Source organism: Terriglobales bacterium (genome assembly GCA_035691485.1).
Lineage (GTDB): Bacteria > Acidobacteriota > Terriglobia > Terriglobales > Acidobacteriaceae > JAIQGF01.
The window spans coordinates 1-12,672 of the sequence record DASSIZ010000068.1 but is presented as its reverse complement, the minus strand read 5'-3'; the positions used below and the strand labels follow the sequence as shown (position 1 = coordinate 12,672).

Sequence of the window (12,672 nt, the reverse complement as noted above, 5' to 3'; positions counted from 1 at the left end):
TTTCATCGACGGCACGGCGCAGACATACAGCACCACGCCACTGGCTGGCGCGCGGGCGTCGAGCACCGTCTTGCCGAAATAATCGGTGACGTAGCCGATTCTCATCCCCTGCTGCACGTACGATCCGCGCTTGACCGCGGGGTAGAAGATTCCCGCCTCGGAGCTTTGGACGTTTTCGATCCGTTCGATCCAGACCGGGTTCTCAATGGCCGCGGCTCGGCCCGACAGGACCTTCAAGTACCGCATTACATTCTCGCAGCCATGTACCAGCGCCCAAACATCTTCCGGTTCGACAGTTCCGGCGTGTCCGGCCTCGGCCGTGAGCGCCGGCTTCCCGCGCAGGCTGGCATTCGTTTCCAGATACTTGGCGGCGTTTCGCTCCTGAGGCCGGTCGCGCGAGATGATGATTGTGTCCAGTCCGAATGCCAAAACCATTTCGCGCGACACTGCGTCTTGCTTGGCATTGCCGGTGGGCGCCCAGTAGGAGTAAGGCCGCAAGCTTTCATCCAGGTCGCCACCGTGCAGATCGATCAGGTAATCGGCCTTGTCAACCACCTCCCGAGTGATCGCTGCCGATGCGCGCTCCGTCTGCGTTCCATTCGGATCGCCCGGGTAGAACCGGTTCATGCTCTTGCCGTCAACCGGATTGAGGTGCGGCACCTTCTGCTCAAATGACGCGACGTTCACCAGCGGCACGATAATCGCAGTCCCCGACATCTCCGCCGGATCCAGGCGCTCGATCATCTTCTCCAGCGCGATGATGGACGCGTACTCGGTACCGTGCGCGCCCGCCACCAGCGCGATCGTAGCCCCCGATCTTGCGCCGCGGATCACGACCACAGGAATTCTGGTTCCCGCGTCCACGCCCGCCGGTACCTCGATGTACCCCGACACCTTCTGTCCGGCTGCTGCCGCCGCCGTTCCGACGGTGAACGTCTGAGTGTGAGCCGCAATTGCAACCAACAACGCGAGCAAGGGAAATGCGCGCTGAAATGCACGTTTCATGATTCTCATAACTCCTCTGCACCTTCCAAAGCGCCGGCATTTTACCCCAGTCGCAAAGTCAGTCCGATCGCAGCGAGGCCGGCATAGCCGTTAGCCCAAGGCGTGCGCCTTGGGTAACAGGCAAGCATTAGAGCCAGCCCGAGCCCGAAGGGCTAGGCCGACACGGCTTCGCGAGGCCGTGAGCCCGAGCGCATATAATTCCCCCGTGCTTCTCGCTTTCTTGTTGCTCACCTCATCCACGCTGGCCCAAAGCATGCCTGAATTCTCCGAACGCTTCGCGTCGCTCGCCCTCGCCTGCGTCCACAAGGAATATCCAAACAAGATCGGTCACGTCCTCAACAGCGACGCCGACGTCGCCCCGCCGCGTAAGCTCACGCCCGCCTTCTATGGCTGCTACGACTGGCATTCTTCCGTGCACGGGCACTGGTTACTGGCGCGCCTGGCCCGTACATTCCCCGATGCGCCGTTCACGCCGAAGGCGATCGCCGCCCTGCAACAGAGTCTCACGCGTGACCATCTCGAAGCCGAGGCCCGCTACCTGAACGGAGAAGGCCGCGCCAGCTTCGAGCGTCCTTACGGTCTGGCTTGGCTGTTGCAACTCGGACAGGAGCTGCGCGAGTGGAACCATCCTGCTGCGCGCGAAATGTCAGCCCACCTGCGTCCACTGGAAGACGCCGCTGTCGCCCGCCTGAGAACGTGGCTGCCCAAGCTCTCGCGTCCCGTCCGCTCCGGCGAGCACAGCCAGACCGCTTTCGCCCTCGGGCTCATCCTCGATGCCGCCCGTGGCGCCGGCAATCGCGAATTTGCCGCCCTGGCCGCCGAGCGCGCCCGCGACTTCTTTCTCAACGACGAAAATTGCCCCATGGCTTATGACATGTCCGGCGAAGATTTTCTCTCACCCTGCCTGGCGGAAGCTGACGTCATGCGCCGCGTGCTCGCGCCTGCCGAGTACGCTAAGTGGCTCGGCGCATTTTTGCCGGGAATTCCCGCCCATGGTTCCGCGGACTGGCTGCAGCCCGCCATCGTCACCGATCCGAGTGATCCGAAGCTCGCGCACCTCGATGGCCTCAACCTCAGCCGCGCCTGGATGCTGGAGGGCATTGCTTCCGGATTGCCCGCGAGCGATCCCCGCCTCCCCGCGCTTCGCGCCGTCGCAGCCGCCCACCGCAAGGCCGGCGTCGCCGCTGTTACCGGCGCGCACTACGAAGGCGGCCACTGGCTGGGCAGCTTCGCCGTGTACCTCGTTACCGGCAGGGGGCTTTCGAAGTGACGCCCCTGGCCGCGGCTCAAGGGCAGCAACAGCCCCTGATTAACACGGAACAGATGAGCTTTTCTGATCTGTGTTGATCCGTGTTCATCTGCACATTCCCAGCCAATCTTCTCGAATCTTCTCCGGCGTGATTCCTCGCTCACGCAACGCTTGCAAACTCAACGCGTCGGTTCGCTTGGCCAGCCGCTCTCCCTCTTCGTCAACCAGCAGATCGCAGTGGCAGTAGCGTGGCGCGGCGATCCCGAGCGCCTCGCACAAAAGAATTTGCCGCGCCGTTGATTTCAGCAGGTCGCACCCGCGCACCACTTCCGTAATCCGCATCGCGTCATCATCCGCGACCACCGCCAGTTGATACGCCGGCACGTCATCACGCCGCCACACAACAAAGTCGCCAAAATCTTTTCCTGCGGTGAATTCCTGTATGCCTTGCATGCCATCCTGGAAACACACCACCCGTCCATCCGGCACCCGAAAACGCCAGTTCACACCCGCAGGCGATTTCGCGGCAAGCATTCGGCCACGGCACTTGCCCGAATACAGCGGTTCATCGTTCGATTCGTGTGGCGCCTGGGCCGCGCCCTGCAGGTCTTTGCGCGAGCACGTGCACGGATAAATCCACCCGCCGTGGTACAGCTTCTGCCAGGTTTGCCGATACAGATCGCGTCGCTCGCTCTGCGCGTAGGGAGCATGCGCTCCGCCCACATCCGGGCCTTCCTGCCAGGAAATGCCGAACCAGCGCAGATCTTCGAGGAAGGCATGCGCGTATTCGGGTTTGGACCGCTGCGGGTCCAGGTCTTCGTTGCGCAGCACCAGGGTGCCTCCCGCTGCCCTCGCCCGCTCATAGGCAATCCAGAACGTACGCGCGTGTCCGACGTGCAGGTAGCCTGTCGGTGACGGCGCCAACCGTCCGCGATAGTTTTCGCCCAAAGACATTGATTCATACTAGCGTGCCGGGCAAGCGCGCCTGACCGAGGCCGCGAGGAAGGAAGCGCGAGTCGAGGGAGCTTGGGTTTTCCGGAACTGCGTCAATTACAATCATTCCCTCAATCGTAGCCATGCCCATCCCTCCGCCCAAAGAACTTCTCAACTTCCACGGCCAAGTCGTGGTCGTCACCGGTGCCTCCTCCGGCATTGGCGCCGGCATCGCCACTCGATTCGCCGAGGCTGGCGCCAACGTGGTGGTGAACTATCGCGCCAATCAGAAAGGCGCGGAGGCCGTCGCCAAAAGCGTGAAAAAATCCGGCCGCCGTGGCCTTGTAGTTCAGGCCGACGTCAGCCAATCATCGGGCGCAACCGCGCTCATGGAGCAGGCAGCCGACGCCTTTGGCGCAATCGATGTTCTGGTCAACAACGCCGGCGTCTATCCTGCTTCTGCGCTCCTGGAGATGAGCGAATTGGGGTGGGATGAGGTGATCGCCGCCAACCTGCGCAGTGTTCACCTCTGCACCCAGGCGGCAGCGCGCGTGATGATTGCCCTGCGACGGCCCGGCGCCATCGTCAACATCGCTTCCATCGAAGCATCGAATCCGGCGCCGCAGCATAGCCATTACTCGGCGGCCAAGGCTGCCGTCGTCATGTATACGCGCTCGGCAGCGCTGGAGCTTGGCGGGAAGGGAATTCGTGTCAATTGCGTTTCGCCGGGCTTGATCTGGCGCGAAGGCCTGGAGCGCGACTGGCCCGAAGGCGTGGATGCCTATTTACGTGCTGTTCCGCTCGGACGCCTCGGCAAGCCCGACGATGTCGCCGATGCCTGCCTTTTTCTTGCTTCTACGGCAGCCCGCTGGATTACCGGGGCCAACCTGCTGGTGGATGGCGGTATCCTCACCAACCGAGCCTATTAACGTTGTTTGGAACCTCGACAACCCCGTGACCTGTCCGGCCACTAGTGAAGTGCTACGAGCCAGAAATGATTGACATCGACCGCTTGATTCGCCACTTGCGTCTCGAACCCTTGCCCATCGAAGGCGGCTACTTCCGTCAAACCTGGGTGGCCGACGAAAAAGTCTCCATCGCCCGTTACCCGTCGCCGCGACCCGCCGGCACCGCGATCTACTATCTGCTGACCTCCGATGCCGACTCTTTCTCCGCCCTTCACCGCCTCGCCACCGACGAGATCTATCACTTCTACCTCGGGGACCCGGTCGAGATGCTGCTTTTGTCCGATGGCGGCCCGGCGCATCGCATCATCCTCGGTCCGGACCTGCTCCGCGGCCAGCACGTCCAATATGTCGTTCCACGATATGTATGGCAAGGCTCGCGCCTGCTGGCCGGAGGAAAGTTTGCCTTGATGGGAACAACCATGGCCCCCGGCTTCGACCCCGGCGACTTTACCCTGGGCCGCCGCGACGAATTACTCCGCCTGCATCCCGGCCATGCTGACTTGATCCGCGGCCTGACGCGGGCGTGAATCATCCCCGGAATCCCGATCATCGCAATGGCGCTTCCGCCCCGGGGACGGTATGATCTCTCTGCCCATGCCAGTTTCTCCCAAGAGCATCCTCGTGGTCGACGACGATGCGTCCCTGCGCCAGCTGATCACGCGCATCCTTCAGAAAGAGGGCCACTCTGTAGTCAGTTGCGGCACCGGCATCGAAGGCATCAAGCTGCTGCGCGAGAGCCGCTTCGATGTGCTTCTGCTTGACCTCGGATTGCCCGACATGGACGGCCTCAGCCTGCTGCAAGCCTGGCATGGCCGCAACGGCACCAAGGTCATCGTCATCACTGCTGACGACACCGCGGAAACACTGATGACTGCCATCCGCAGCGGTGCTCACCTCTACATTCGCAAGCCGTTCGAAGCCGAGCAACTGCGCGACGTGGTGACGACGGCCCTCAAGGCGCAGGAGTCGGAGCGCATCGAGGTGCTCTCGGCCAAGCCCGACTGGCTGGAGCTGTCGGTGCCTTGCTCGCGCCAGGCCGCCGAGCGCATGGACCAATTCATGCGCCAGATCAAGATTGTTCTTCCCGATGACGAGCGCGAGGCCGTGGCGCAGGCTTTCCGCGAGCTGCTGATGAACGCCGTGGAGTGGGGCGGCGAACTGGATCCGAAGCGGCGCGTGCGCATCTCTCTGCTGCGTACCAAGCGCATGCTGCAGTACCGCGTCTCCGACCCCGGCCCGGGCTTCCGTCTGGAGGACCTGCCGCACGCGGCCATCAACAATGCGCCCGGCGACGTTTTTTCGCACGACGTCGTGCGCCAGCAGAAAGGCATACGGCCGGGTGGATTAGGACTGGTGATGGTTCGGGCGGTAGCCGACGAACTGCTTTATAACGAGAAACATAACGAGGTAATCTTCATCAAGTACCTGGACGCCGACAAAGACCACGCCGAGGGTGCGGCGGGCGGCTAAGGCGCGGCGGGATGTTCTACGAAGAACATTTGTGGAAAAGCCCAATTCGAGATAGATTTCCCAAGAAAGTTACTGAAAAGTGCCCGCCGGAACTGGTAGGACGGCCAGTACTTCGAGTGGTCGCTTGCCGATGTCGCTTTTCAACTAAGGAGCGCGTCAGCAACATGCGATAGCATCCATCCAACACGGCCGGCTTGAACATCCAAATGTTCGCCAAACATTCCCATGCTTTCCAAATGCGCCAATCCGGATTGCACGATGGAATTCAAGTACTTCCGCTACGGCAGGCTATTTGAATTCAACGTGGGCGACGGAGGCTCCTACAACAACCTGGCCCCGCAGAAAGGCAGCACGCGGGAACTATTCTGGCTATGCCACGAGTGCTCGCGCAAGTTCTCCCTGGAGTGTGCCGCCGGACGCATCGTGCCTACGCCACGGAAGGCGAAAGAGTCTCGAGTGGCGTGAATCGTAAGAAAAAACACCCCGATCCCGCGATTCGGGCGAGACCAGGGTGCTGCTACCGGCCGGACTCACGATCTGGCCATCTCCAACCTGCAGCTTGAACTCGTGCCCTTGCGGCTTCCAGCCTACTGCTGTCCCCGGCTCGCAGGCGGGATGATGCTGTTCATGCGCAGGTACTCGACCATCTGACCGTAATGATCAAAGTCGTGGCCGACGTTCAAAACGGCGAGACCGAGGCGCGTGACCTTGTTGGGTCCGAACGGGCTCTGCACCTGGGCCGTAGCGTTGCTCTCGTTGAGAGCCTGGTAGGCCTTGTGACAGTAAGCGTAGGAATCCTTCAGAAACTTTACGCTGTCGGCCTTGGATTTCATGGCGGCTGGACCGTTCTCGCTGCCGAGTTCGACGGGAGGCTTCTCGCTCTGCATCGCAGCGCAGATCATGTAGTTGGCAGCGGCGACGTGACGGACCTGCTGGCCGAAGGTGCGCACGCCCTTGAAGTCGCCCAGGGTCGCCGGGGGCGCAAAATCGTACTTGTCGTCGGGCATGGCCTCGGCGGCAGGAACCACTTCACTCTCCGGGTAATTGAGGCTGCGGTCGATGACCATGGTGAAGGTTGGCGGTGCCGTCGGTTGTGCCGGCTTGGCGGGCGCGGTCTGCGCCTGGGAAGCGGCGAGGCAAAGGAAGGTTAGCAACAACAGGGAAACGGCTTTCTTCATGGTTAGCTCCGTGGCGAATTTGAAATTGGAAATTTGAGAATTGGAAATTTATCGCGGCAGTATAGTGGGCCAAATTTCAAATTCTCAAGTTTTCAATTTCAATCTCTAACGAACGGCCCCCCTGCTGCCTGCAATCTAGGTAATGCTTTCGCCGGCGCCGGCAGGCGGAAAAGCGTAGCCGTCAGCGCGCAGGCGGAAGCGACGAATCGTCGCCAGCCCGAGTAGGAGGCCGATGGCGGAGACCAACATTGCCGCCGGAATCCCCCAACGCTCGCCGACGGCGCCCCAGGCGGCGCTACCGGCGGCCATCCCCCCTTGCAGGACGAGCAGATAAATGGACAACGAGCGGGCGCGGAGCCAGGCAGGAGACATGGTCTGCGCTGAAACGTTGAGGCTGGCCACGATGGCGATCCAGGCAAAGCCCGCCGCCAACAGCACTGCGGACAATAGCACGAAGAAATGCGCGCGCCCGGCGGCAAATGTAGCCAGGCCATAGAGCACAGTGGCGAGCGCAACCAGCGTGTTGACGGAAACAATCCTACGCAGTGCGGGCAGAGCGATCGCTCCGCCTAGCGCCCCGGCACCGAAAAATCCGAGCATGGCGCCGTACCCGATGGAACCGAAAGGTCGCGCGATCAGCGGCAGCATGGCCAACAGTCCACTCGCTGAGAAACTGAAAACAGCGGTCCGCACCAGCACAGCCTTGACTTCGTGGGAGTGGCGAACGTATTCGAAACCGGTGCGCATGGCCCGCATGACGCGCTCACGGGGCTCCGGGGGCACATGGGGACGTCGCTTCCAACGGTACAGGAAAAAGATGACGCCGAAGATGGACGCGGCATTGATGAGGAAGGCGGCGCCAGTGCCAACGGCAGCGATGATGACGCCGCCGATGGCGGGGCCGACGGCGCGTCCGACGTTATAGCCGGCGGAGTTGAGCGCAACAGCGGCAGGGAAGTTTTCCTCCGAGACAACCTCGGGCGTGATGGCCTGCCACGCAGGATCGTTCATGACCGCGCCGAAGCCGATCAGAAAGGTAAACAGGAGCAGGACCCAGGGCGTGACCATGTGCAGCAGGGTGAGCACACCGAGCGCGGCGGCGGCCACCACCATCCAGGTCTGCATGGCGAGCAGGAAGCGGCGGCGGTCGAGCATGTCCGCCAATGCGCCCGCCGGCAAGAGAATGAGAAAAGCGGGCAAGGTGCTGGCCGCCTGCACCAGTGCGACCATGAGCGGTGAAACCGTCAGGCCTGTCATCAGCCAGCCGCTGGCCACGCTGAGAATCCAGCGGCCGGTGTAGCAGACCACGGCCGCGATCCACAGCGAACGGAAGAGTCGTTCGCGCAACGGCGCCCATGCATTGGGCGGCGCACCTGGCGTCTTGAGCTGAATTCCGTTCAACGATTTGCCGAGCTCGGCCATAAAGAAGCTGTTAGCTCTTAGCCCTTAGCTGGGAACGATCCCACATTAGCTCGCCGGGCTCGCGAATGTGAGGCACCGCTAGCGTGGGGCACCCACGACGTTGAATTAGATCGTGACCTCACCCGCCATTACTTTAAACGAGGCCGATCGCAATCGGTGAGCGGAAAGGGCAGTGGGGGATGTAAAAAGATGTGAACGGCGCGGCCGGAGGCGGCTGGTAGCTCTCCCCGCGCTGTTTCAGACGCTCGGTCGCACGCAAGAATGATGGGCAATGCTGACCCCACGGGACTAACGTCGGCTGTTCCTGAAGGAGAGATGGTTGTTTTGGGTAGGGCACGGTTTCAGCCGTGCCGCCCAGAGCCGTCAATCATGAAGGGCTTTCGCCCCTGAGGGAAAAATGATTGCCCTCTTTGAGACTCGTCGACCGTCGACCATCGACTTTTTATGTGAAGGCGAGCGACAGCAGCGTCTTCTGCTCCATCTCGTGTGCCTTGGCGGAGCCGGTTGCCGGGCTGGCGCTGGGGGAGCGCTTGACGGAGCGCACCGGACGGCCACGGGCCAGGCGGCGGAGGCGCGGCATGACAAACCACAGCGCGCCCATGTTGGCGGGCTCTTCCTGCACCCAGACGAGGTCGCGCGCGGTGCCGTGGCGGTCGAGTTCGGCCTGAAGCTCGGCTTCCGGGAAGGGATACATCTGCTCGAGGAAGACGATGGCGGTCGAGGTGCCCTTGCGGCGCTTGCGTTCCTCGGCCAGTTCGTGGCCGATCTTGCCGCTGCACAGCAGAATGCGCGAGGCATTCTGAACCTGGCGATCGCGAAGGATGTTCTGGAACCGCGGCGTTGAAAAATCGTCGAGCGGCGAGGCCGCTTCGGGACGGCGCAACATGCTCTTGGGCGTGAAGCAGACCAGCGGTTTCCGCCAGGGACGCAGCGCCTGCCGGCGCAGGAGATGGAAGTATTGCGCCGCGTTAGAAGGCTGACAGATCTGCATGTTGTCGCGAGCGGCGAGTTGCAGGTAGCGCTCGATGCGCGCGCTGGAGTGCTCCGGTCCCTGGCCTTCGTAGCCGTGCGGAAGCAGCAGCACCAGTCCGGAAAGCAGGTTCCATTTGCCTTCACCGGCGGCGATGAACTGGTCAATGATGATCTGCGCGCCATTGGCGAAGTCGCCGAACTGGGCTTCCCACAGTGTCAGAGTTTCGGGAAAATCACGGCTGTAGCCGTACTCGAAGCCCATGACGCCGGCTTCCGACAGGGTTGAGTTGTAGACCTCGAAGCGAGCCTGATCGGCGGCGACGTGCTGCAGCGGAATGTACTCGTCGCCATTTTCGGTGTCGATGAGCACATCGTGGCGCTGGTTAAAGGTCCCGCGGCGGCTGTCCTGGCCGCTGAGGCGCACGGGCGTGCCTGCGGCGAGCAGCGTTCCGAAGGCCAGCGCTTCGGCCATGCCGTAGTCGATGGGACGTTTGCCGGTGCCCATTTCGCGACGCTGTTCGAGGAGCTTCTTGACCTTGGGATGAACATGGAAGCCGTCGGGCGCGCTGCCGATCACCTGCGTGACGCGGTTGAGCTCGTCGGCGGAGACGCCGGTCTCGACTTCGTATTCCTTCTTATGGCAACCGCCTTTGTAGTTCGACCAATACTCCGGCAAGGAGGCGAGGCGGGGCTGCTTGGTCGCCGCTGCGCCCTGCTTTTGTGACTCGGCAAGCTCGTCCTGGACTTGCTTCACGCGGGCCACGGCATCTTCACCGATGGTCTTCGCGTACAGCTGCCACAGTGGCGGATGCTCCTTGATGCGCTGGTAAACGAGCGGCTGCGTGATGGTGGGATCGTCAACTTCGCTGTGGCCATGGCGGCGGTAGCCGATCAGGTCGACAACGATGTCGCGGCCGAAGCTGTAGCGATATTCGAGCGCGATCTGCGCCACGCGCACCACCGCCTCCGGATCTTCGCCATTCACGTGGAAGATGGGAATGTCGTTGCGGCGGGCGAGCGAGGAGGCGAAGCGCGAGCTGTTTTCCTCCACCGGTTCGGTGGTGAAGCCGATCAGGTTGTTGGCGATGACATGAATGGAGCCGCCGACACTGTAGCCGGGAATTTCCGCATAATTCAAAGTCTCGGCCCAGACACCCTGTCCGGCGAAGGCAGCGTCGCCGTGAATGGTAACGGTGAAGACCTGGTCGGGACCGTGTTCGCCGCGGCGCACTTGCTTGGCCCGAGTGCGGCCCATGGCGACGGGATCGACCGCCTCCAGATGGCTGGGATTGGAAACGAGGTGAACGTGAAGCTTGCGTCCATCGGGCGAGGTGTAATCGCCGGTTGCGCCGATATGGTACTTGACGTCGCCGCCGCCGAGCACGCTGCGCGGATCCACGTCTTCGAAGCGAGAGAAGATGTCGGCGATAGAAGTGCCGACGATGTGCGCCATGACGTTGAGGCGTCCGCGATGGCTCATGGCGAGCACCGCCTGCTGCGCGCCACTGTCGATGGCGTTCTGCATTACCTGGTCGAGGAACGGAATGAGCGCCGTGACCCCTTCCAGGGAGAAGCGTTTGGTCCCCAGGTACCGGGATTGAATGGATTGCTCGAACAATTCCGCGCGCAGCAGGAGATCGAGAATGCGGGAGCGGTTGGGTGAGGGCGCAGCGGACACGTTTTCCATGCGCTCAGCAATCCAGCTGCGCTCGTCGCGGTTGGGAATGTGCATGAACTCCACGCCGATGGTGCCGCAATAAATGCGGCGCGCTTCATCGGCGTTGGGGCCGCGCTGCTCGTCGAGTTCAGGGAAGGGGAGGGGCGCCAGGTACATGCCGAGCGGATCGAGGTTTGCCTGCAGGTATCCCCAGGTGCGGAAGAGGTCAAAGACGCGCTCGCGCTCATCGCGAAGGGCGGGGTCAGCGGGGAAAAGAGTCGGCTGCTTGATGGCGGTCATGCACCTTGGAGTCTGTCAGTGTCCCAGTTTATCAGTCTGAAGCCTACCAGGGCTGCTTCGGCCGCGAACCCGGTAGCCGGCGACTCAACGACTGACAGACCGATTGACAGACTCTATCGACTGACCGGCTGCTCCTGTTCCTTCTTCTCGACCTTGGGTTGGAGGCTGGAGGCGACGTCAATCAAATTCTGGTCGACGAGGCGGGTCTTGTTAATGGCTTCCTCCAGCGGAACGGAAACAATCTCGGTTCCGCGCAGGGCGGCCATGCAGCCGAAGACGCCCTTGTGCACCATGTCGATAGCGCCGACGCCGTATCGGGTGGCAAGAACGCGATCGAATGCGCTCGGCGAGCCTCCGCGCTGAATGTGGCCGAGAACCACGAAGCGGGTCTCGAAGCCGGTGCGCTTCTCGATTTCGCGGGCGAGTACCTGCCCGATGCCGCCCAGGCGGACGTGGCCAAATTCGTCGCGGCCGATGTCCTGCACGATGGGAGCGCCGTGCTCGGTGTCGACGTCGCTGGCGAACTTGGCGCCTTCAGCGGCGACCACGACGCTGAAAAAGCGGCCGCCGGTATGACGCTTGCGGAGCAACTCGGCGACTTCGTCGATGTCGAAAGGACGTTCGGGAATGAGGATGACGTCGGCGCCGCCGGCAATGCCGCTGTAGAGAGCGATCCAGCCGGAGTCGCGGCCCATGACCTCGACGACCATGACCCGGTTGTGAGCTTCGGCGGTGGTGTGCACGCGATCAATCGCGTCGGTGGCGGCGTTTACGGCGGTGTCGAAACCGAAGCAGAAATCGGTGCCGCTGAGGTCGTTGTCAATGGTCTTGGGCACGCCGACGACCGGGAACTTGAGGTGGTGCAGCTTCAGGGCGACGGACTGGGTGTCGTCACCGCCGACGGCGATGAGCGCGTTGAGCTGATGGTTCTTCATGACGTCGAGACACTTCTGCAACCCGCCCTCGTGTTTGGCCGGATTGGTGCGCGAGGTGCGCAGGATGGTGCCGCCGCGGGGGAGGATGCCGGCCACGGCACGGAGATCGAGCGTCATGGTCTTGTTCTCGAAGACGCCGCGCCAGCCTTCCATGAAGCCGACAAACTCGTCCTTGTAGTGAATGATGCCCTTGCGCACAACCGCCCGGATAACTGCGTTCAAGCCCGGGCAATCGCCACCGCCGGTCAGCACACCGATTTTCATTGCTGCTCCTTCATGACCGAGGACTGATTTTATCGCTTTTACCAAGCTCGACCCGCGAACATGGCGCGGGTTCGGAGTCTGGTTTTCAACATACGAGCGCGGGAAGGACCTCACTTCCACGCAAGGTAAGACCTTAAGCCCGGACGATTGAGAACGAACTCCGCAAGCGGGCCTGGTTGTCGTGCTACGACTACCTGTAAGTCCGCAGAAATATTAGGCTTGCGCGCACACAGGCGTACTTACCTGCGGTACTATCTACTCACTGTGTGGGGCGCGCAGTTTCAGAGATCAGTTACCCTTGTGATCCGGATTCGCGAAA

At 62.1% G+C, this 12,672-nt stretch carries 11 protein-coding genes; 5 read left to right on the top strand and 6 right to left on the bottom strand.

The window, feature by feature from the left end; genetic code table 11:
- A partial coding sequence (locus VFI82_08400; GenBank protein ID HET7184694.1) for a M14 family metallopeptidase occupies nucleotides 1-1,005 on the bottom strand: 1,005 nt, incomplete at its 3' end.
- A 253-nt stretch (nucleotides 1,006-1,258) separates the two neighbouring features.
- Here VFI82_08400 and VFI82_08395 point away from each other — a divergent pair.
- The gene (locus VFI82_08395) at nucleotides 1,259-2,275 is read left to right on the top strand and encodes a DUF2891 domain-containing protein (protein HET7184693.1); all 1,017 of its coding nucleotides are present in this window, start codon (nucleotides 1,259-1,261) and stop codon (nucleotides 2,273-2,275) included.
- Between the two features lie 84 nt (nucleotides 2,276-2,359).
- On the opposite strand, the gene gluQRS is transcribed toward VFI82_08395, so the two are convergent.
- The gene (gene gluQRS / locus VFI82_08390) at nucleotides 2,360-3,208 is read right to left on the bottom strand and encodes a tRNA glutamyl-Q(34) synthetase GluQRS (protein ID HET7184692.1); all 849 of its coding nucleotides are present in this window, start codon (nucleotides 3,206-3,208) and stop codon (nucleotides 2,360-2,362) included.
- Nucleotides 3,209-3,330: 122 nt separating this feature from the next.
- On the opposite strand from gluQRS, the gene VFI82_08385 reads away from it, so the two are divergent.
- The 4 genes from VFI82_08385 to VFI82_08370 all read left to right on the top strand — a co-directional run bounded on the left by VFI82_08385 (nucleotide 3,331) and on the right by VFI82_08370 (nucleotide 6,090).
- Nucleotides 3,331-4,116, top strand: a complete 786-nt coding sequence (locus tag VFI82_08385; protein ID HET7184691.1) for an SDR family NAD(P)-dependent oxidoreductase — start codon at nucleotides 3,331-3,333, stop codon at nucleotides 4,114-4,116.
- Nucleotides 4,117-4,181: 65 nt separating this feature from the next.
- Nucleotides 4,182-4,682: a cupin domain-containing protein gene (locus VFI82_08380; GenBank protein HET7184690.1), complete on the top strand. Its 501-nt coding sequence runs from the start codon at nucleotides 4,182-4,184 to the stop codon at nucleotides 4,680-4,682.
- A 52-nt stretch (nucleotides 4,683-4,734) separates the two neighbouring features.
- Nucleotides 4,735-5,625, top strand: coding sequence for a response regulator (locus VFI82_08375; GenBank protein ID HET7184689.1), 891 nt, complete (start codon nucleotides 4,735-4,737; stop codon nucleotides 5,623-5,625).
- Between the two features lie 225 nt (nucleotides 5,626-5,850).
- Nucleotides 5,851-6,090, top strand: coding sequence for a hypothetical protein (locus VFI82_08370; protein HET7184688.1), 240 nt, complete (start codon nucleotides 5,851-5,853; stop codon nucleotides 6,088-6,090).
- A 122-nt stretch (nucleotides 6,091-6,212) separates the two neighbouring features.
- Here VFI82_08370 and VFI82_08365 read toward each other — a convergent pair whose 3' ends face one another.
- From VFI82_08365 to VFI82_08350, 4 genes are all read right to left on the bottom strand, one after another.
- Nucleotides 6,213-6,803: a DinB family protein gene (locus VFI82_08365; protein ID HET7184687.1), complete on the bottom strand. Its 591-nt coding sequence runs from the start codon at nucleotides 6,801-6,803 to the stop codon at nucleotides 6,213-6,215.
- Nucleotides 6,804-6,938: 135 nt separating this feature from the next.
- Nucleotides 6,939-8,225 carry an MFS transporter gene (locus VFI82_08360; GenBank protein ID HET7184686.1) on the bottom strand — a complete coding sequence of 429 codons (1,287 nt, stop codon included), beginning with the start codon at nucleotides 8,223-8,225 and terminating at the stop codon, nucleotides 6,939-6,941.
- Nucleotides 8,226-8,667: 442 nt separating this feature from the next.
- Nucleotides 8,668-11,154, bottom strand: a complete 2,487-nt coding sequence (locus VFI82_08355) for a 2-oxoglutarate dehydrogenase E1 component (protein HET7184685.1) — start codon at nucleotides 11,152-11,154, stop codon at nucleotides 8,668-8,670.
- Between the two features lie 113 nt (nucleotides 11,155-11,267).
- Nucleotides 11,268-12,353 carry a 6-phosphofructokinase gene (locus VFI82_08350; GenBank protein HET7184684.1) on the bottom strand — a complete coding sequence of 362 codons (1,086 nt, stop codon included), beginning with the start codon at nucleotides 12,351-12,353 and terminating at the stop codon, nucleotides 11,268-11,270.
- Between the last annotated feature and the right edge of the window lie 319 nt (nucleotides 12,354-12,672).